The organism is Actinocorallia longicatena (assembly GCF_039534125.1).
Taxonomy (GTDB): Bacteria; Actinomycetota; Actinomycetes; order Streptosporangiales; family Streptosporangiaceae; genus Actinocorallia; species Actinocorallia longicatena.
In genome coordinates, this window is sequence record NZ_BAAAUV010000037.1 from 1 (window position 1) to 21,134 (window position 21,134).

General features: G+C 71.9%; 11 protein-coding genes. 5 read left to right on the top strand and 6 right to left on the bottom strand.

Going from position 1 to position 21,134, the window contains the following annotated elements; all coding sequences use genetic code 11:
* Positions 1-208: 208 nt before the first annotated feature.
* From ABD785_RS37300 to ABD785_RS37310, 3 genes are all read right to left on the bottom strand, one after another.
* Positions 209-1,207, bottom strand: coding sequence for an ABC transporter permease (locus tag ABD785_RS37300; RefSeq protein ID WP_344838408.1), 999 nt, complete (start codon positions 1,205-1,207; stop codon positions 209-211).
* Positions 1,204-2,691 carry a sugar ABC transporter ATP-binding protein gene (locus ABD785_RS37305; protein WP_344838410.1) on the bottom strand — a complete coding sequence of 496 codons (1,488 nt, stop codon included), beginning with the start codon at positions 2,689-2,691 and terminating at the stop codon, positions 1,204-1,206. Before ABD785_RS37305 ends, ABD785_RS37300 begins: the two co-directional genes overlap by 4 nt.
* Before the next feature lie 402 nt (positions 2,692-3,093).
* On the bottom strand, positions 3,094-4,422 hold the full coding sequence (locus ABD785_RS37310; RefSeq protein WP_344838413.1) for an ROK family transcriptional regulator: 1,329 nt from the start codon (positions 4,420-4,422) through the stop codon (positions 3,094-3,096).
* A 235-nt stretch (positions 4,423-4,657) separates the two neighbouring features.
* Here ABD785_RS37310 and ABD785_RS37315 point away from each other — a divergent pair, with 235 nt between their 5' ends.
* The 3 genes from ABD785_RS37315 to ABD785_RS37325 all read left to right on the top strand — a co-directional run bounded on the left by ABD785_RS37315 (position 4,658) and on the right by ABD785_RS37325 (position 11,612).
* Positions 4,658-5,914: an ROK family protein gene (locus ABD785_RS37315; RefSeq protein ID WP_344838416.1), complete on the top strand. Its 1,257-nt coding sequence runs from the start codon at positions 4,658-4,660 to the stop codon at positions 5,912-5,914.
* A gap of 164 nt (positions 5,915-6,078) precedes the next feature.
* Positions 6,079-10,998 carry a carbohydrate-binding protein gene (locus ABD785_RS37320; RefSeq protein WP_344838418.1) on the top strand — a complete coding sequence of 1,640 codons (4,920 nt, stop codon included), beginning with the start codon at positions 6,079-6,081 and terminating at the stop codon, positions 10,996-10,998.
* Positions 10,999-11,168: 170 nt separating this feature from the next.
* Positions 11,169-11,612: a hypothetical protein gene (locus tag ABD785_RS37325; protein ID WP_344838420.1), complete on the top strand. Its 444-nt coding sequence runs from the start codon at positions 11,169-11,171 to the stop codon at positions 11,610-11,612.
* 21 nt (positions 11,613-11,633) lie between these two features.
* Here the strand turns inward: ABD785_RS37325 and ABD785_RS37330 are convergent, their stop codons facing one another.
* From ABD785_RS37330 to ABD785_RS37340, 3 genes are all read right to left on the bottom strand, one after another.
* Positions 11,634-13,769 carry a GAF domain-containing SpoIIE family protein phosphatase gene (locus ABD785_RS37330; protein ID WP_344838422.1) on the bottom strand — a complete coding sequence of 712 codons (2,136 nt, stop codon included), beginning with the start codon at positions 13,767-13,769 and terminating at the stop codon, positions 11,634-11,636.
* 163 nt (positions 13,770-13,932) lie between these two features.
* Entirely contained in the window at positions 13,933-14,418 is a 486-nt protein-coding gene (locus ABD785_RS37335; protein WP_344838425.1) for an EF-hand domain-containing protein, read from the bottom strand.
* Between the two features lie 78 nt (positions 14,419-14,496).
* Positions 14,497-15,153, bottom strand: coding sequence for a hypothetical protein (locus ABD785_RS37340; protein WP_344838427.1), 657 nt, complete (start codon positions 15,151-15,153; stop codon positions 14,497-14,499).
* A gap of 246 nt (positions 15,154-15,399) precedes the next feature.
* Here ABD785_RS37340 and ABD785_RS37345 point away from each other — a divergent pair, with 246 nt between their 5' ends.
* Positions 15,400-17,940, top strand: a complete 2,541-nt coding sequence (locus ABD785_RS37345; protein ID WP_344838430.1) for a glycoside hydrolase family 3 protein — start codon at positions 15,400-15,402, stop codon at positions 17,938-17,940.
* Positions 17,937-21,128 carry a GH92 family glycosyl hydrolase gene (locus ABD785_RS37350; RefSeq protein WP_344838433.1) on the top strand — a complete coding sequence of 1,064 codons (3,192 nt, stop codon included), beginning with the start codon at positions 17,937-17,939 and terminating at the stop codon, positions 21,126-21,128. Before ABD785_RS37345 ends, ABD785_RS37350 begins: the two co-directional genes overlap by 4 nt.
* Positions 21,129-21,134 lie beyond the last annotated feature (6 nt).

Genomic DNA, 21,134 nt, shown 5'->3' on the forward strand with positions numbered 1-21,134 from the left:
CGATGACGACCTTGGTGCCGGGCTTGTCGTTGTCGCCGCCGGGAGCGGCGGCCGCGGCGACGGGCTTCGGGTCATCGGAGCTGTTGCTCGTGCAGGCTGCCGCGAGGACGCCCGCGCCCGCGACGGCGCCGGTGAACAGGAAACCGCGTCTGGCGAGAGGGCTGTTCGAGGACATGAGATCTCTCTTTCGGGGGTGGAGGGCGGTGCTTCAGGCCGAGGTCGTGCGCTGCTGGAGCAGGACGGCCGCGAGGATGATGAGGCCCTTGGCGATCAGCTGTGCGCTGGTGTCCAGGCCGTTGAGGATGAAGAGGTTGGTGATCACGGTGAGGATCAGCAGGCCGAGGATCGAGCCCATGAGCGTGCCCCGGCCGCCGCTGAGCAGGGTGCCGCCGATGATGACGGCCGCGATGGCGTCCAGCTCGTAGAGGTCGCCGTGCGTGGAGGAGCCGGTGGTCGTCCGGGCCATGATGATGATCGCCGCGATGCCGCAGCAGAAGCCGGACAGCGCGTAGAGCAGCACGGTGTGCCTGCGGACGTCGATCCCGGCGAGCCGTGCGGCCTCGGGGCTGCCGCCCACCGCGTAGGTCCGCCGCCCGAACGTGGTCCGGTTGAGCACGATCCATCCCGCGGCGACGATCGCCGCGAACAGGTACACCAGGATCGGGACGCCGAGCACCCGGTCGGTCGACAGGTCGACGATCGAGGAGTTGCCGGCCGAGACCAGCTGGGTCTTGCGGTCCGACATCCGCTGGGCCAGCCCCCGCGCCGCGACCAGCATCGCCAGCGTCGCGATGAACGGGACGATCCTTCCGTAGGCGATCAGCAGCCCGTTGACGACACCGGTGCCCGTGCCCACGGCGATCGCGCAGATCGCCATCACGACCGGCCCGTACTCCTGGGTCGCCACGGTCGTCGCCCACACCGAGGCGAGGGCCATCGCCGCGCCGACCGACAGGTCGATGCCGCCGCCGATGATGACGAAGGTCGCCCCCACCGTGATGACGCCGATGGTGGAGGCCAGCGCGAGCACGCTGACGAGGTTCGAGGAGGTGGCGAAGTTGTCAGGAGAGCTGATCAAGCCGATGACCAGCAGGATCAGCAGCCCGGCGATGAGCCCGCCGTGCGGAACGGCCCGCAGCAGGCCCAGCGGAGCCGCCGTGCCCCGCGAGGGGCTCTTCGGGGTCTTGGCGGTCGCGGTGTCGTTCATGCCGCTCTGCTTCCTTCCATGATCATGTCGAGGATCGTGTGTTCGTCGAGGTCGCCGGCGTGCCCCTGGTGGATGACCTCGCCTTCGCGGATCACCAAGACCCGGTCGGCCAGCCCGAGGACCTCGGGGACCTCGCTGGAGACCAGCAGGACGCCGACGCCGCTGTCGGCGAGCCGCCTGATGACCGTGTAGAGCTCCGCCCTGGCGCCGATGTCGACACCGCGGGTCGGCTCGTCGAGCAGCAGGAGCCTGCGGTCGTCGATCAGCCATCGGGCGATCACGGCCTTCTGCTGGTTGCCGCCCGACAGCGTGCGGATCGTGCGGTGCGGGTCGGCGGGCCGGATGTCCAGCTCCCTGATCAGCCGCTCGGACTCGCGGCGGGCGGCGGACCTGTCGAGCCAGCCCAGCCGGCTGAACCGGCCGAGCGAGGACAGGGTGATGTTGCTCTGCAGACTCTGGTCGAGGAGCAGGCCCTGGGCCTTGCGCTCCTCCGGGGCGAGCCCCATGCCGAGGCGGACCGTCCTGCTCGGTGGGCCCTTGACGGTCCTCCCGTCGAGCACGACCGTGCCCGAGGCGTGACGCGCTCCGTAGACGGCCTCGAGGATCTCCGAACGCCCGGAGCCGACGAGCCCGGCCAGGCCGACGATCTCCCCGGCCCTGATCTCGAAGGAGACGTCGCGGAAGTGCCCGGGGGAGGTCAGCCCGCTGACGCTCAGGGTGGCGGGGCGGTCGTCGAAGGCTTCGCGGGACGGCCGGGGCGGGAAGACGTGCTCCACGGCGCGGCCCGTCATGAGGGAGACGAACCGGCCGGTGGGGGTGGTCTTGGCGTCGAGCCCCGTCGCGACGGTACGGCCGTCCTTGAGGACCGTCACCCGGTCGCCGATGGCGCGGATCTCCTCGAGCCGGTGGGAGATGTAGACCACGGCCACACCCTGCGCGGTGAGCTCGCGGATGATGCGGAAGAGGTTGTCGGTCTCGTCCTGGGCGAGCGCCGCCGACGGCTCGTCCATGATGATGAGCCGGGTGGAGTAGGACAGCGCCCGCGCCATGCTCACGACCTGCTTGGCGGCCGCGGGGAGCGGTCCCGCCAGGGCCGACGGCCGGATCTCCGGGTGGCCGAGCCTGCGGAGCAGCTCATGGGCGGCGCCCTCCGCGCCGGACGGGCTGGTGAAGCCGAACCGCGACCGCTCGTGCCCCAGGTAGATGTTCTCCGCCACGCTCAGGCCCTCGACCAGGTCGAGTTCCTGGTAGATCGTCGCGATGCCCAGGCGCAGCGCGGCGACGGGAGAGCCGAGGGAGACCGTCGCGCCCTCGAACTCGATCGTGCCCTCGTCGGGCTGGTGCGCTCCGGCCAGCGTCTTGATCAGGGTGGACTTGCCGGCGCCGTTCTGGCCGAGCAGGCAGTGCACCTCACCGGCGCGGACGTCGAGGTCGACGCCGTCGAGCGCGCGCACGCCGGGGAACTGCTTGATGATTCCTCGCATGCGGAGGAGGGGCACTGACTCTGGGGCTGGTTGCGGCACGGAAATCTCTCCTGTGACGGTCGCTGCGGCCGGGGAGGGAGTCCCGTCCGCACGTCCCGGCCCGGGGCACCGCTGCGGCGGCACCGAGAACGGCGTGGACGATGCCGACGCAGATCCGGACACGAGGACGGGCGGACGGGACGATCATTGGTGATCGGCGGAAGATCGGAAAAAGAGGGGACGCCGAGAACGCGTTCGGCGAAAAGGCGTCGCTCCGCTGCGGAATCGCCCGCGGCACGATCGCCGCGGACGCGAAAGGGGCCGAACGGCACCGCCGCGATGACGGCGTGCCTGACGGTGAGGTGAACCGGCCGTTCTCAGAATCCGGCCGCAATTCTCAGGACGGCGTGGGTTTCTTCTTCTTCACGGCAGTGCTCCTTCTTCCACGGGGGGTGGTGAATGGGCGATGGAGGGGGAGGCGGCGATGGACGTGGGATGGGAGAGGACGCGGTCGACCACGACCCCGGCCGCCCCCCGGGAGGCGGCGCCGAAGCCGAGGCCGGAGGCGGCGAAGCCGCACCGGCGGGCGGCGTGGTCCATGCCGAGCCGCTCGAGCTCGGCCTCGGCCAGCGGGATGAGGTGGTCGGAGAGGCGGGCGAAGTACCCGCCGAGGACGATCACGCGGGGGTTGAAGAGGTTGACCAGGATGGCGGCCCCCCGGCCGAGCCAGCGCCCGACCTCGGCGAAGGCCGCCTCGACCCGGGGGTCGCCTTCGGATCTGCGCTGCTCGATCTCCGCGAGCCGTTCTTCGGGATCGTGGACGATCTGATGGGTGGCGTCGTAGGAGTACTCGGGTGTCGCCATGCGGACGAGCGCCGCCAGCCCGACCTTCGTCTCCCAGCAGCCGATCCGGCCGCAGCCGCACCGCTCGCCGTCGGGGTCGACGCTCACATGGCCGACCTCTCCGGCGAAGCCGTCGGCGCCGCCGAGCAGTGACCCGCCGGCGATGACGCCGCCGCCGACGCCGACCTCACCGGTCAGGTAGACCAGGTCGGACGTGCCCGCGGCGACCCCGGAGGCGTATTCGGCCATGGCCGAGAGGTTGGCGTCGTTGTCGACCATGACGGGGACGTCCGGGGGGATGTCCGCGCGCAGGAGCCTTTCGACCAGGGGGACGTCATGCCAGTGCAGGTTGGGGGCCACCACCACGGTGCCGGCGGCGGTGTCGATCAACCCGGGGACGGCGACCGCGATCCCGGCGGGGGCGATGCCCCGCTGCCCGAGGTCCGTCACGGCGCGTTCGATGGTGCGGATCAGCTCGTCGACCGACCTGTCCGGGCCCGCCCCCATCGCGTCGAAGGCGACGCGCCGGTCGAGCAGGACCCGGCCGGCGAGATCGGTCGCGAACGCGGCGATGTAGTCGACGTTGACCTCGAAGCCCAGGGCCCCGACCCTGGAGCCGTCGAGGACGAGGGCCAGGCTGGGACGGCCGACGGCCCCCGCGTGCTGGGGACCCGTCTCCTTGATCAGCCCGCGCTCCTGGAGTTCGCCGACGAGGCTCGTCACCGTGGTCTTGTTGAGCCCGGTCGCCGCGGCGACGGCCGAACGCGAACACGGCCCGTGCTCACTGACGTGCCGCATGACCAGGGAGAGGTTGGCCCGCCGGACGGTCGCCTGGTCCGAGGGACCGGCCGGTGATCGGCGGAGGCCCCTCGGATTCTCGGTGCGGCCATCGGGCCGACTGTGCTTCACACCACTCCCTGATTAGTTCGCATGGCTGGCCGAACTAAAACATCCGGGACTTGGCCCGACAAGTCCGGGAGCGCTCCCATGTATGTAACGGTCGCATAACGGTAATTGTTCACCTCGCCTGAACTGCGCGAATTTAGGCGATGCCAACTCGTTATCCGAAGCGGCCTCGCGACTCGATGACGGTCGTGTTACAAACCTCTTTAGTTGACGGCGACTACAAAACAGGGAGGTCGGCGTGGCGGAGGGGCGACGGCAGCAGCCGGCCGCGGAGGTTCCCGCCAGCGTGGCCGCGATGCGGCTCGTCAATCTCTCGCTGGTCCTGCGGCAGCTGAGGGTGCAGAGCCCGATGTCCAGGGTCGAGATCGCGGATGCGACGGGGCTGCACCGGACCACGGTCTCCAACCTCATGTCCGAGCTTCTGGAGCGGCGCCTGGTCCGCGAGGCCGGAACCGAGCACGCGGGGGCCATCGGGCGTCCGCGGCGAGGGGTGGCCCTGCACGGCGCCCACATCGGTGCGCTCGGCCTGGAGGTCAACGTGGACTACATCGCCGTCCACGGCACCGACCTGAGCGGCCGGGCGCTGGTCGAGCGGCGGTTCGCCTTCGACGCGGTGGGCGCGGGCCCCGACCGGACGCTGCGCAGGCTCGGCACCGCGACCACCGAGGCCATCGAGGCGACGCGCCGCGCGGGCGCGGCCCCGGTCGGCATCGCCGTCGCCATCCCCGGTCTCGTCGACGTCGGCCGCGGGATCGTCCGGCTCGCCCCCAACCTGGGCTGGCACGACGTGCCGCTCGCCGACCACCTCGCCGCCGCCATCGGATCGCCGGAGATCCGGATCACCGTCGACAACGACGCCAACCTGTCCGCCTTCGCCGAGTACCTGTCCGGCGTCGCCGCGGGAACGCCCGACCTCATCTACCTGACCGGCGAGGTAGGCGTCGGCGGCGGCGTCGTCGTGGGCGGCATGCTGCACCGGGGAGCCGACGGTTTCGCCGGCGAGGTCGGGCATCTGCCCGTCGACCCCGCGGGCGGCCTGTGCGGCTGCGGGCGCCGCGGCTGCTGGGAGACCAAGGTCGGCCTCGCCGAGCTGGTCCGGCTGGCCATGCCCTCCCAGGCCTACGGCCTCGACGGCGCGGCCGTCCCCGACCCCGAGGAGCGGTCCGCGCAGATCGCCCGCGGCCTCGGCGAGGGGGACCCGCGCATGCTGAGGGCCACCGCCGAGGTCGGCCGCTGGCTCGGGCTCGGCGGCGCCATCATGGCCAACCTCTTCAACCCCCGCGTCATCGTCGTCGGCGGCTACTTCTCCGCGCTGGCCGAATGGCTGCTCCCGCACGCGCAGGCCGAGCTCGAACGGCTGAGCGTCGCGAGCACCGACGGCCGCTGCCGCTTCGTCGCGTCTACCTTCGGCTTCGGCGCCGCCTCCCGCGGCGCCGCGATGGTCGTCATCAAGAACCTCATCGACGACCCTCACAAGATCACGACCACCCCCTAGGAGCCGCTCACCGGCTCACCACCGCGGAACCTGGAGGCGGCACCCCTCCAGTGACAACCGAATGAGCACTCGTGGCAACAAGCGCGACGGCGCGCGCCTTGCCTGACTCCGATCGGTCAGGAAAGGACTCCATGTCACCCCGCCCCCGACACAGGGCGCGATCTGTGATCGCCGCCCTGCTCACCCTCACCACCGGCCTCGCGCTGTCCCTGCCGGGGCTCCCCGCGGCCGCGCACCCCGCGGCGGAGCACGCCGACATCACCATTCCCGCCGAGGACTTCCAGCAGGTGTCCATGGCGAGCGGCGGCGGCGATCTCGGCGAGGCCATGTCCCTCGCCGTGCTGCCCGACCGCTCGGTCGTGCACACCTCGCGCGACGGCACCGTCCGCGTCACCAATCCGGCGGGCACGACCAAGGTCGCCGGGAAGCTGAGCGTCTACTCCCACGACGAGGAGGGGCTCCAGGGAGTCGCGGCGGACCCCGGTTTCGCGTCCAACCGGTACGTGTGGCTGTACTACTCGCCCCGCCTCACCACCCCCGACGGCGACGCCCCCGCCAGCGGCACGGACTTCTCGGCCTGGAAGGGTCATCTGAACCTGTCGCGGTTCGTCCTGAAGGCCGACAGCACGCTGGACCTGGCGAGTGAGAAGGTCGTGCTGACGGTCGACAACGACCGCGGCCAGTGCTGCCATGTCGGTGGCGACATCGACTTCGACGCCCAGGGGAACCTCTACCTGACGACCGGTGACGACACCAACCCGTTCGAGTCCGGCTCCTACTCGCCGCTGGACGAGCGCACGGACCGCAATCCGCAGTTCGACGCCCAGCGTTCCTCGGGCAACACCAACGACCTGCGCGGCAAGCTCCTGCGCATCCACCCCGAGGCCGACGGCACCTACACGATCCCCGACGGGAACCTGTTCGCCCCCGGCACGGCCAAGACGCGTCCCGAGATCTACGGCATGGGGTTCCGCAACCCGTTCCGGATGTCGGTCGACAAGGCCACGGGCATCGTCTACCTCGGCGACTACGGCCCCGACGCAGGATCGACCGACCCGAACCGGGGCCCGGGCGGCCAGGTGGAGTTCAACCGGATCACCGAGGCGGGCAACTACGGCTGGCCCTACTGCACCGGCACCAACACCACGGCCGAGACCTACAACGAGTACACCTTCCCCAGCGGACCCTCCGCCGCCACGTACGACTGCGCGGCCCCCGTCAACAACTCCTTCCGCAACACCGGCCTGACCACGCTGCCGCCCGCGAAGGCCGCCTGGATCAAGTACGGCGGCGACGAGGGCACCCCGCCGGAGTTCGGCGGCGGCTCCGAATCGCCCATGGGCGGCCCCGTCTACCGGTACGACGCCGGCCTCGAGTCCACCGTCAAGTTCCCCGCCTACCTCGACGGCCGCTACTTCGCCGGAGAGCTGGGACGCCGCTGGATCAAGGCGATCGAGGTCCTGGACGACGGCCACCCCGGCCAGATCAGCGCGTTCCCGTGGACCGGCACCCAGGTCATGGACATGGCGTTCGGCCCCGACGGCGCCCTCTACGTCCTCGACTACGGCACCGGCTCCGACGACCAGGGCCTCTACCGCGTCGAGTATCTCGGCGGCAGCAACCGCAGCCCGGTCGCCAAGGCCGCGGCCGACAGGACGTCGGGCCCGTCACCGCTGGCCGTGACGTTCTCCTCGGCCGGCAGCAGGGACCCCGAGGGCGGCGCCCTCACCTACGCCTGGACGTTCGGTGACGGCGCGACCTCCGCCGACCCGAACCCTGCCCACACCTACACCGACGAGGGAACCTTCACCGCGACCCTCACCGTCACCGACCCCGAGGGCGCGACGGGCAGCGCCGACGTCATCGTCACCTCGGGCAACACCGCCCCGGCCGTGACGCTCGTGACCCCCGAGGACGGCCGGCTGTTCTCCTTCGGCGACACCGTGCCCTTCGAGATCCGGGCCACCGACCCCGAGGACGGCACCATCGACTGCTCCAAGGTCACCCTCACCTACCTGCTCGGGCACGACAGCCACCAGCACCAGATCACCTCGCGGAACGGCTGCACCGGCACCATCGCCGTCCCGCGCGACGGCGAGCACGACGCCGCCGCCAACATCTTCGGGGTCTTCGACGCCTCCTACACCGATTCGGGCGGCCTCGTGGGCCACGAGCAGCACTTCCTCCAGCCGCGGCACCGCCAGGCCGAGCACTACGGCGCCATGAAGGGCGTCGAGCTCGCCGGGCACGGCAACGCCGAGGGCGGCAAGACCGCCGGTTACATCGACAACGGCGACTGGATCTCCTTCCCCCGCTACTCGCTCGGCGACGCGCGGAAGATGGTCGCCCGGGTCGCCTCCGCCGGCGCGGGCGGCACCCTCGAGGTCAGGACGGGCACCGCCGACGGCCCGCTCCTCGGCTCGGCGACGGTCCCGATCACCGACGACTGGAACACCTTCACCGATCTCACCGTCCCGCTGTCCGGCGCCCCCGCCGGTACCACGACCCTGTTCCTGGTCTTCAAGGGCCCGTCCGGCCAGGGCAACCTCTACGACCTGGACGCCTTCACCTTCGACACCGGCGAGAACCCCTCGACGTCGGTCGAGGCCGAGTCGTTCACGTCGAACTCGGGGGTGCAGCTCGCCGACAAGGCCGAGGCCAGCGGCGGTCACACCGTCGGGTACATCAACAACGGCGACTGGACCGGCTACTCCGGCATCGACACCCTCGGCGCCACCGCCTTCTCCGCGCGGGTCTCCTCCGGCGGGGCGGGCGGCACGATCGAGATCCGCTCGGGCTCGGCGACGGGGATGCTCCTGGGCACCCTGACCGTTCCGGTGACGGGGAGCTGGGAGACCTTCCAGGACGTCTCCACCGCCCTGTCCGGCACCGCGAGCGGTCCGCTGTTCCTGGTGTTCAAGGGCCAGGGCGACGGCTACCTGTTCGACGTCGACACCTTCACCCTCACCCGGTCCACCGCGGTCGAGGCGGAGTCGTTCACGTCGAACTCGGGGGTGCAGCTCGCGGACAAGGCCGAGGCCGGCGGCGGTCACACCGTCGGGTACATCAACGACGGCGACTGGACCGGTTACGCCGGCATCGACACCGCGAACGCGAGGTCCTTCGGCGCCCGGGTCTCCTCCGGCGGGGCCGGCGGCACGATCGAGGTCCGCTCGGGCTCGGCGACCGGGACGCTCCTGGGCACCCTGACCGTCCCGGTGACCGGCGGCTTCGAGACCTTCATGGACGTCTCGACCGCCCTGACGGGCACCGCGAGCGGCCCGCTGTTCCTGGTGTTCAAGGGACCCGGCACCGGCTTCCTTTTCGACGTCGACACCTTCACCCTCACCAAGGGGGAGGAGCCGCCCACGGGCGACCCGATCCTGGTCTTCTCCAAGACCGCCGGCTTCCGGCACGACGCCATCCCGGCGGGCATCGCGGCGATCAAGGACCTGGCGAAGGACGGCGGCTACAACGTCACCGCCACCGAGGACGCCGGAGCCTTCACCACAGCGGGCCTCGCCAGGTACAAGGCCGTCGTCTTCGTCAGCACCACCGGAGACATCCTGAACGACGACCAGCAGGCGGCCCTCCAGTCCTACGTGGACGGCGGCGGCGGTTACGTCGGCATCCACGCCGCCTCCGACGCCGAGTACTCCTGGCCCTACTACAAGGAGCTCGTCGGCGCCTACTTCAAGGGCCATCCGGCGATCCAGTCCGCGGTCGTCGTCAACGAGGACCGCACCCACCCCGCCACCGAGCACCTGGACCCGACCTGGACCAGGACCGACGAGTGGTACAACTTCCAGGCCAACCCGCGAGCCGGCGTCCACGTGCTCCAGTCGCTCGACGAGACCAGCTACACCGGCGGCGACATGGGCGACCACCCCATCACCTGGTGCCACACCATGGAGCAGGGACGGTCGTTCTACACCGGGCTCGGCCACACCGTCGAGTCCTACGGCGACGCCAGGTTCCGCGAGCTCCTGGTCGGCGGCATCCGCTACGCGACCGGCGCCGCGCCGGGCGAGTGCGGCACCGCTCAGCAGGGGCCGTCCGTGGCGGCCACGACCCTTCCGGCCGCACCGGACGGGACCGGCGGCTGGTACGTCTCCAGCACCGTGCTCACCGTGACGGCCGAGGCCCCCGCCGGAGTCGCCAAGATCGAGGTCAGTGTCGACGGCGGCGACTGGGCCGTCTACACCGACCCCGTCAGCCTGAGCGCCGACGGCGGCCACACCGTCCTCTACCGGGCCACCGACAGGAACGGGAGGACCGCCACCGGCACCGCCGAGGTCAAGAGGGACGCCACCGCACCGCTCACCACGGCGGCGTTCGCGGCACCCGGCGACGACGGCTGGAGCAAGGGGGCCGTGCCGGTCACCCTCGAGGCCGCCGACGCGACCTCCGGGATCGCCGGAACCGAGTACTCCCTCGACTCCGGAGCCTGGACGCCCTACACCGGGCCGGTGAACGTCACCGGCGACGGAAGCCACACCCTCGCCTACCGCTCCACCGACAAGGCGGGCAACACCGAGACCCAGAAGGCCGCCACGATCAAGATCGACGCGACCGCGCCGACGCTCCTGGTCTCGGGCGTCGCCGACGGCGGAACCTACGGCGACGGCGAGGAGCTGCGCATCATCTGGGAGGCCGCCGACACCACGTCGGGGGTCAAGAGCCTGGCCGGCACGCTCGACGGGAAGGCCTACCAGTCCGGGCTGCTGCGCCCGCTCCACGAGCTGGACCTCGGCGTCCACACGGTGAAGGTCACCGCGGCCGACGCCGCCGGCAACGAGACCGTCCAGTCCGTCGGCTTCACGGTCACCACCTCCAGCGGGGACCTCGGCGCCCTGGTCGACCGGTTCGCCGCGGCGGACCGGCTCACCCAGAAGGCCGCGGACAAGCTGCAGGACAGGCTCTTCAAGCTCCGCGACGCCGAGGCCGACGGCAAGAAGCCCAAGATCCTCAAGGCGCTCAACCGGTTCAAGGAAGAGGTCGTCGACACCAAGCAGGTCCCGGACGCCGAGGTGCGGCGGATCCTCGCCCGCGACACCGACGCCCTGATCGCCAAGCTGTCCTGAGCCCCGGCTGAGCGACGGCACCGACGAAGCGTCCCGGCGGGGCGGACAGCCCGCCCCGCCGGGACGGACGACCCGGCGGGACCATCCGGAACAGGCCGGGATCGCCGACCGGGACGGTCCTCGGCCCGGTGACCGTGCCGGCCACCGGGCCGATGGGGCAGACTCGGGGCGTGGACGGGGAATTCTTCGAGCAGGTGTGCGACGTGGTGCGCGGCGCGGTTCCGCGGGATCTCGGCGAACCCCGGATCAAGGTCAGGCACAACGGGATCAAGGTGTGGTTCGGCGAGGCGGCCAGGGAGCACTACGAGGCCCAGCTCATCCGGCCCGACGGAGTCCCCGGGGCCCGGGTCTTCGCCCTCGAGGTCGGCTTCCATGCCGAGTACGCGAAAGCCGAGGAGAACGACGCCGTCCTGGCCCGGCTGAGAGGCCACGAACGCGCGTGGCGCGCCGAACTCGGCGACGAGCCCGTGGCCGGGGACTTCCTCGGCCACCGGCTCTGGCGCCGCGTCTCGGAGACCTGGCCCGACCCGGAGGACTCCGGCCCCGACCTGGCCTTCGAGGTCGGCGTCCGGCTGGTCGACTACATCCGCGTCATCGAACCTCTCCGCTCCTGAGACCCCGCCTTGAATCAGACCCTAGACGGGGTCGTGCCGGGTGAGAAGCGCGGTGATGTCGTCGCGGTGCAGGTCGGGGGCGCAGGTCTCGAGGATGTGCTCGAGGGCTCCGGGCAGTTCGGGCGGCGCCTGGGTGAGGGCGGTCGCGAGCTGCTGGAGGCCGTCGTCGAGGTCGGTGCCGGGATTCTCGATGAGGCCGTCGGTGTACTGGAGGAGCAGGCCGCCCGGGGGCAGCGTCGTGCGGTGGGTGGGGTAGGACTGGCCGGGGAACAGGCCGAGCGGCAGGCCGCCGGGGCTGTTGAGGGCGCGGACCGCACCGCCCGGTGAGTGGATCAGGGGCGGCGGATGCCCGGCCCGGACCAGGGTGAGCCGTCCGGTGCGCGGGTTCAGCCGGCCGTAGCTGCAAGTCGCGAACAGGGCCGTGTCGGCGGGGTGCTCCGCGGCGAGCTGCACCAGGAGCTGGTTCGTGCGGGCCAGCACGGTCGCCGGGGTGTGGCCCTCGTGGGTGTAGGCGAGGATCGCGGTCCTGATCCGTCCCATGAAGGCGGCGGCCTGCACCCCGTGCCCCTGGACGTCACCGACGATCAGGGCCAGCTCGCCGCTCGGGGTGGGCAGGGCGTCGTACCAGTCGCCGCCGACCTGGAGACCTGCCGTGGCCGGACGGTAGATCGCCGCGACCGTGGTCCCGGTGGGCTGGTGCAGCGAGGTCGGCAGCATGTCGCGCTGGAGGGCGACGGCGAGATCGTGTTCGGCCTGGTAGACGCGGGCCCGGTCGAGGGCCTGCGCGAGGAGCTGGGCGACGATCCCCAGCAGCGCACGACGCCCGGGCGTGAAGGAATAGGTGTGCGGGAAGACGATCATGCAGGCGGCCTGCGGCCCGGAGGAGGTGGGAAGGGGGAGGGCCGTCCAGGCGGCGCGGGTGAGGCGCTCGGCGTGGTCCGTGAGATGAGGGTAGACGGCGAGCAGCTCGTCCAGGTCGTTCATGAACACCGGGACGCGCCGCACCAGCGCGTCGGAGAGCGGAGCGACCGTGGTGATCGGGAAGTCCCGGACGTTGTGCAGCTCGGACTCGTCCAGGCCGTGCGAGCCCGCGACGTGCATCCGGTCGCCGTACCGCTCGGTGATGAGCAGGCCGTCGGCGCCGAACATGGACAGGGCGCCGCGCGCCGCCCGGACGAGGTCGTCGATCCGCCCGGCCCCCGCCAGCGCCGCCGCCAGCTCGCGGAGCTGCCGGGTCTGGGACACGTACTCGTTCAGGGTCTGCTCGGCCTGGGCCCGGCGGGCGTGGGCGGCGGTCACGTCCGCGACGACCCCGCGCATCGCGGCGGGCTCTCCGCCGGCGGTCGTGCCGGCGACGCGTCCCCTGGTCTCCAGATGGCGGATCCGGCCGCCGGCCAGGACCCGGTAGGGGACCTGGTAGTCCTCGCATTCGGTCCTGATCCTCGCCATGGTCGCGGCGACGTGGGGCAGGTCGGCGGGCAGGATCGCGGCGACCAGGTCCTCGACCGGATGGCCCTCGGGCCGGTGGGCGATCCCGTGCAGCCGCGACAGGGCCTCGTCGCCGCGGATGACGTCCGTGGACAGGTCCCAGGTGAACTCGGCGAGCTCGGCGGTGCCCGCCTCCAGCACACTGTCCTCCACAAAGGGGCTCGGGCCGTCGCCGGACTCCCAGGGGGCGGTGCGGCGGCCGGTCAGGATGCAGAGCGCCTCGGCCGCCAGATCGGCCAGGCACTCCAGGACCGCCCGCTCGGTCCCGGTGAAAGCCCGCTCCTCGGTCCTGGTGGCCCACAGGACGCCCACGATCGCCGCCCCGGAGCGCAGCGGAAGCGTTCCCGAGACGACGTCCCGGCCGTGCGCGCTGTGCTGAAGGGGATAGCGGGAACGTCTTTCGGCGAAGCTGTCCAGCCACACCGCTTCGTCCTTGCGGACGGAATAGGTGACGGTCAGATCCTCTTCGAGGTCGATGGCCCGGCTGGGCAGGGGGAATTCCTCCGGAAGTCCGTGCGCTCCGGCGAGGAACAGGAACTCCTCGCGGGCGTCGAGCAGCAGAAGTGCCCCGCCGACCGTTCCCAGGACCTTTCCCGCGGCCGCCAGGACCTCCTCCAGGACCTGCTGCGGGCAGTTGGCGGCGCGGATCGCCGTTCCCGCTTCACGCACCACACCTAGTAGAAATGCGGCTTCTGACCCGTTTTCGACCCCGTCCAACCCGTCAGCCATAAGGGCGAAGATAGATTGAGCATTTATCCGTTGCCATGGATATGCCGTTTAAGGCATTGATCGTGAAAAGCGTACCTCTTGACACGTGGGGAAAGCGTCCGGGTCAGGAGTCGTAGCCGAGCCAGTAACGCAGGGTGGCCTCCCTGAAACGGTCCCGCGCCAGCAGGCCGTCGGGGGCCATCCGCTCGAACCCGTCGATGATCTCGAAGTCGGGCACGCCGCACGCGAAGCAGAGGGCGGCGTACTCCCTGAGGTTCAGCCGGCCGTGGCCGTCGAGGTCGGCGAGGTCGAACGTCGCGTCGGCCGCGGCCTGGACGGCGACCGCCACCGCCCTGCCGTAGCGGTCGACCGACCAGGCGAACCGCGCGGAGTCCACGGGCTCGAACCGCCCGTCGCAGACGGCGTCCCACACCTGGCGGAGGGCCGCCTCGAGAAGGCGCTCCTCGCGGCAGCCCGCGGTGCGGCCGACGCCCTCGCTCAGCCTCCGGGCGGCCGACGCCGCGTCCGCGTGGTCCAGCCGCCCGTGCTTCTCCAGGTCCAGCCGGCCGAATCGGGTGACCAGCCGGGCCCGGCGTTCTTCGATCCGCATCCGTGCCCCAAACTGAGATTCTCAGAGGCTATTTAACTCTCTGTAGCACTTCGAGTCAATTCGGTGACGGGGTCTCGTTCAGAGGTTCCAGGGGTCGAGGGAGAAGCGCCGGGTGAACTGCTCCTTGGCCCGGTTCGCCTCTTCGTCGCCGCTGAGCAGGGAGGCGTACCAGCTGAGCGCCTCGGACCAGGCTTTCGCCTCGGGTCCGTCCGCCGACCGCAGCGCCTCGGCGATCGCCTCCGCCTCGTCCACGGGGCCGCGCGGGCCGGTCGCGGCGACCTCGACGGTCTCCGGGACGGCCGGACGCGGCTCCACCGGCCCGATCCACCGGTAGCCCGACGTGCGGATCCTGACCTCCTCGATGCCCGTAAGCCTCGACTGGACCTTCCGCCACGCCCGGTCCACCGCCTCCTGGCTCAGCCCGAGCACCTTGAGCTGGTCCTTGATGACGGGCGTCCGCATGGGCGTCCGCGCCTCCCGCAAAAGCTGCAGCACCACCTCGAGGGGCTCGGTCTCGAGCCGCTCGGCCAGCGGTCCCGGATCGACCAGCGACTGGTGCCGCAGCGATCCGGCCGGAGCGAAGGTCGTGGACCCGCCGATCCTCGCGTCCTCCTCGGTGCCGTCATCGTCCCACCGGACCCGCAGCACCCCGGCGTTCCGGGCCAGGACGACCCCGGTCCGCGCCACCCCGCCCGGACCCTGAGCCTTCCGGACCACCACTTCAGTAGCTTTCACACCCCAACCTTAGGCGCCAGGCTCTGCGCTCCTCACGGGGCGGGAGCCCGACGCTCATGCCTTTGTAGTGCTTTGTGGGCTATTGACCTGCATATCGGACATCTTCTAGCCTCGGGGCGCCCTCTCCTTTTCCGGTGGAAGCGGAGCCCCTCCCGGGCGCTCTCGGCCGTCGTCCGGCGGCGCTTCCCGTTCTTCGAAGGGCGCATCAGATGAGTACTCCTCCCTGTCCCGTGCTCGGGCGGCCGGGTGCGTAGCTACCGCTCGTGGGGGAGGGTGGCCGTCGTCGCGCTGCTCGTGGCCGTGCTGCCGGGGGTCCCCGGGACGCGCGGGGAGCCGCGGGGCCGTCCGTGGGAGAACGCCGGGCGCGCGCCCGAGGCCAGGGCCGCGGCGCTCCTCGCCGCCATGACCCTGCCGGAGAAGCTCACGATGCTGCACGGCGGCGCCGAATGCGGATACGTCGGCTGCGTCGACGGCAACGCGCGCCTGGGGATCCCGCCGCTCCATCTCCAGGACGGACCGGCGGGCGTCGGCCAGGGGCTGACGGGGGTGACGCAGCTCGCGGCGCCGGTCGCTGCCGCGGCCACCTGGGACACCGGACTGATGCGCGACTACGGCCGGGTGCTCGGCGCCGAGCAGTGGGGCAAGGGCGCCAACGTCGAGCTCGGCCCGACCGTCAACATCGTGCGCGATCCCCGGTGGGGCCGGGCGTTCGAGTCGTTCGGCGAGGACCCCCATCTCGCGGCCGAGATGGGCGTCGCCGACATCGAGGGGATCCAGAGCCAGGGGCCGATGGCCCAGATCAAGCACTTCATGGTCTACAACCAGGAGACCCACCGCAGGAAGCCCGCGGGCGACGCGGTCGTCTCCGAACGGGCGCGGCGAGAGATCTACAGCCCGGCGTTCGAGGCGGCCGTCCGCGCCGGGGTCGGCTCGGTGATGTGCTCCTACAACCGGGTCAACGGCGCGCCCGCCTGCGAGAACGGCCCGCTGCAGAACGGCCTGCTCAAGACCGATTTCGGCTTCTCCGGATTCGTGACCTCCGACTGGGGCGCGACCTACTCGACCGTCCCGTCCGCGCTCGGCGGCCTGGACATGGAGATGCCCGACGACCGCTACTTCGGGGCCGCCCTGACCGCCGCGGTCGCCGACGGCCGGGTGCCGGTGGCCGTCATCGACGACAAGGTCCGGCGGATCCTCACCGCGATGTTCCGTGCCGGGCTGTTCGACCGCGCGATGACCGGGACGACCACCTCCGTCGTCACGAGGCCCGAGCACGTGGCGGTGGCCCGCCGGGTGGCGGCTCAGGGCAGCGTGCTGCTCAAGAACACCGGCCTGCTGCCGCTGACCGGCGCCGCCCGCTCGATCGCCGTCCTCGGCGCGGGCGCCGGACCCGGCGCGCTGACCTCGGGCGGCGGCAGCGCCGGGGTCATCGGCGCGGGGGTCGTCACGCCCTACGCCGGGATCAAGGCCAGGGCGGGAGCCGGTGTCACGGTCGGCTACAGTCCCGGAACGCCCCGGGCCGACGGAGCCCTCCCGGTCGTCCCGTCCGACCGGCTCACCCCGGCCGGCGGCGCGGGCAGCGGCCTGACCGCCGAGTTCTTCCCCCGTGCCGGGCGCACCGGAGCCCCGGTGGCCTCCCGGGTCGATCCGGAGGTCGACTTTGCCTGGAACGGCGGCCCGCCCGTCGGCGGGATGCCCCGCGAGAACTGGTCGGCGCGCTGGACCGGCACCCTGACGCCGCCCGCCACCGGCACCTACACCTTCTCCCTGACCAGCGACGACGGCGGCCGCCTGACGATCGGCGGAGCCCGGGTGATCGACCGCTCGGGACCGCGGTCCACCGCGACCACGACCGGCACGATCAGGCTCACCGCCGGGCGTCCCGTGCCGATCCGGATCGACTACGGCCAGCTCGCGGGGGGCTCGAACCTCACCCTCGGCTGGCGGCTGCCCGGCCAGGACCTGCACGCCGAGGCCGTCGCCGCGGCCGAGGACGCCGACGTCGCCGTGGTGGTCGCCGCGCTGCCCGAGACCGAGAGCCGCGACCTGGGGAACATCGACCTCCCGGAGCGGGAGAACCGGCTGGTCGCGGCGGTCGCGGCCGTCAACCCCCGGACGGTCGTCGTCATCACCAGCGGTTCCGCCGTGACCATGCCCTGGCTGGAGTCGGTCCCCGCCGTCGTCGAGGCCTGGTATCCCGGCCAGGAGTTCGGCAACGCCCTCGCCTCCCTGCTGTTCGGCGACGAGGACTTCACCGGCAGGCTGCCCGTCACCTTCCCCAAGTCACTGGCCGACGTGCCCGCGCACGGGAAGGCGCGCTTCCCCGGCACCGACGCCGTCCACTACGACGAGGGCGTCGACGTCGGCTACCGCTGGTACGACCGGCACGGCGTCGAGCCGCTGTTCCCGTTCGGCCACGGCCTGTCCTACACGACCTACGCCTACACGGGGCTCACCGTGACGCCGCCCGACGGAGCGGGGAACGTGACCGTCGCCTTCGACGTGACCAACACCGGCGGCCGGGACGGAGCCGAGATCGCCCAGGTGTACGTGGACGGGTCGCCCGCGTCCGGCGGGCCGCCCCGCGCCCTGAGCGGCTTCCGGCGGATCCCGCTGAAGGCCGGTCAGACCCGGCGGGCCACCGTCGTCCTGCCCGCCCGCGCCTTCCAGCACTGGGCGGACGGCGCCTGGACCACCCCGCCGGGGCAGCGGACGATCAGAGTAGGCTCCTCCTCCCGCGATCTCCGGCTGACCGGGACGGTCCCGGAGCAGACGGCCGCGTCATGAGCAGGTGGAGACGATCCCGCCCCGGGGCCTGGCTCGCGGCGACGGCGCTGGCGGGCGGCCTGGTGGCGGCCGTGCCCGTGCTCGACTCCGAGGCCGGGGTCCGTGACTTCTCCGCGGGCTTCGAGGCGTCCGACCCGCGGCCGTCCCCCGGCGAGGGCCTGGAGCCGGGTGCGGGGCCCGCCCACTCCGGCATCGGCGCGCTGCGTTACTCCGGGCCGTCCGGGACGGCCCCGGTCTTCGACGTCGACCTCGCGGTCACGGCCGAGACCGTCCTGGAGTACTGGGTCCGTCCGGATCTCGCCGGCGCGGGTGCCGCCGTCGATCTGGAGTTCACCGACGGGACCCTGCTCAGCGGCACCGGCGCCACCGACCGGAACGGCGTCCGGCTGCACCCCGCCGACCAGTCGGCCGCCCTGAGGCCGGGCCGGTGGAACCTCGTGCGGACGGCCGTCGGCGAACGGGCCGCGGGGAAGACCGTCTCGCGGATCCTCGTCGGCCATCTCGCGGGCACCGGCCACCTCGACGACCTCGCCGTCCAGGCCGGAGGGGCGCCCGCCCGCCCGTCGGAGCTGGTCGACACCCGCAGGGGCTCGAACTCCGACCGTTCATACTCGCGCGGCAACACCTTCCCGGCGGCCGCCGTCCCGAACGGCTTCAACTTCTGGACGCCCGTCACGCAGGGGAACTCGGGCAGCTGGATGTACACCTACGCGGCGAAGACCGTCCAGGGCTTCGCGGTCAGCCACCAGGCCAGCCCCTGGGTCGGCGACTACGCCCAGCTCCAGGTGATGCCGATGACCGGCGGGGCGAAGACCTCGCCGCGCGCCCGCCGGTCGGTGTTCGACCATGCCGACGAGGTCGCGCGCGCCGACTACTACAAGACCGAGCTCGGCACCTACGGCATCACCGCCGAGATGGCCCCGTCCGACCACGCGGGCGTGATGCGCTTCACCTACCCCGCCGCCGCGGACTCCGTCCTGCTGTTCGACACCGTCGACTGGGCGAGCGGCGCGATCGAGGTCGACGCGCCGGCGCGCACGATCACCGGCCGGGTCGACCACGGCGGCCAGATCCTCTACTTCTCCGCCACCGTGGACAAGGCCATCGAGGCGTCGGGGACCGGCACGGGCCCGGGCACGAGCGCCTGGGTGCGGTTCGCGACCGGGGCCGGCGAGCGGGTCGTCCTCAGGCTGGCGACCTCCTTCATCAGCGTCGACCAGGCCACCGCGAACCTCGGGCTGGAGGTCGGCGGCCGGACCTTCGACCGGGTGCGGGCGGAGGCCGCCGCGCGCTGGGATGAGGTGCTCGGCCGGATCCGGATCGAGGGCGCACCGCGCGACCGCCTCGTCGTCTTCTACTCCAACCTGTACCGGGCCTACCTGTATCCGAACGAGCGGTCGGAACCCGTCGAGGGGAGGAGCCGGTACCTCAGCCCCTACGACGGCACGGTCCACGACGGCCGGATGTACGTGAACAACGGCTTCTGGGACACCGCCCGCGCCGTCTGGCCGCTCTACACGCTGCTCACCCCGGACAGGAGCGGCGAGATGCTCGGCGGCTTCGTCAACGCCGCAGCCGAGGGCGGCTGGACGCCCCGCTGGTCGGGCCCCGGCTACCGCGACCTCATGGTCGGCACCCACCAGGACACCGCCCTGGCCGACGCCTACCTGAAGGGGGTGCGCGGCTTCGACCCCGAGGCGGCCTACGCGGCGATGGTGAAGAACGCCACCGTCGCGTCCGGCTCGGGCGACAAGGGGCGCAAGGGCCTGGAGGTATCGGCTTTCAAGCGCTACGTCCCGGCGGACCTGCTGCCCGAATCGGCGTCCTGGACGCTGGAGGACGCCGCCAACGACTTCGCCGTCGCCCAGATGGCACACGCCCTCGGCCACGAGGAGGACGCTGCCTACTTCCGCGACCGGAGCCTGTCCTACGTGAACCTCTTCTCCTCCTCGGACGGGTTCTTCCGCGGACGGCTCTCCTCGGGCGCCCGGCCCGCCCCCGGCGCCGCGTTCGACCCCGCCGCCTGGACGTCGGAGTTCACCGAGGGCAACGCCTGGCACTACGCCCTGGCGGCGCCGCAGGACCCCCAGGGGCTCGCCGCGCTCTACGGCGGCCGGTCCGGCCTCGCCGCCAAGCTCGACGCGCTGTTCGCGGCGGACCGCGACCACCGCCCGGGAACCTCCGGGAAGGTGACGCCGGAGATGCGCGGCGCCTCCGACCTCGGGCTCGGCCAGTACGCCCACTCCAACGAGCCGGTCCACCACATGATCTACATGTACGACTACGCCGGTCAGCCCGCCAAGGCACAAGACCTCGTCAGAACGGTCCTGACGACCCTGTACGACGCGGGTGAGGGGACGGGGAACGGCTACCCGGGCGACGAGGACAACGGCCAGATGTCGGCCTGGTACGTCTTCAGCGCCCTCGGCTTCTACCCCGCCCGTCCCGGCGGGACGGAGTACGCGATCGGCGCCCCGCTGCACCCGAAGGCCGTCCTCACGCTGGAGAACGGCAGGAGCTTCACGGTCGAGGCCCGGGGCGTCAGCGACACGAACCGCTATATCCAGAGCGCCCGCCTGAACGGGGCGCCCTACTCCCGGACCTTCCTGACCCACGCCGACATCACGGCCGGCGGAAGACTGACCTTCACGATGGGGCCGAACCCCTCGGCCTGGGGAACGAACCCCGACGACGCCCCACCGTCGATCACCGGCGAGGACGACGTGCCGAGCCCCCTGGCCGACGTCACCGGCGCCGGAACCCTCACCGCCACCGGCCAGAACGCCCCGTCCCAGGGCGTCGGCGCGCTGACCGACGACACCTCCCGCACCCAGTGGATGGCCTTCCTCGACACCGCCACGGTGGAGACCCGGCTACCGGCCCCGGCCCGCGTGGAGCAGTACACCCTGACCTCCGCGGCCGACCAACCTGCCACCGACCCGAGTTCCTGGCGCCTCCAGGCCTCCGACGACGGCACGACCTGGACCACTCTCGACTCCCGCACCTCCACCACCTTCCCCCACCGCCTCCAGACCCGCCCCTTCACCATCGACCACCCCGCCCCCTACACCCACTACCGCCTCCAGATCACCGGCAACAACGGAGCTCCCCAGACCCAGCTGGCCGAATGGGAACTCCTGGCCCGCAGCGGCGGGGGCCCGGTAGGGGACGAACAGCCCGGGAGGTAGGTTGGC

Excerpts from the sequence above, each read along its gene's own strand:
- ABD785_RS37335 (WP_344838425.1), bottom strand. The coding sequence starts at position 14,418 with ATGCGGATCGAAGAACGCCGGGCCCGGCTGGTCACCCGATTCGGCCGG.
- ABD785_RS37350 (WP_344838433.1), top strand. The coding sequence starts at position 17,937 with ATGAGCAGGTGGAGACGATCCCGCCCCGGGGCCTGGCTCGCGGCGACG.
- ABD785_RS37300 (WP_344838408.1), bottom strand. The coding sequence starts at position 1,207 with ATGAACGACACCGCGACCGCCAAGACCCCGAAGAGCCCCTCGCGGGGC.
- ABD785_RS37305 (WP_344838410.1), bottom strand. The coding sequence starts at position 2,691 with ATGCGAGGAATCATCAAGCAGTTCCCCGGCGTGCGCGCGCTCGACGGC.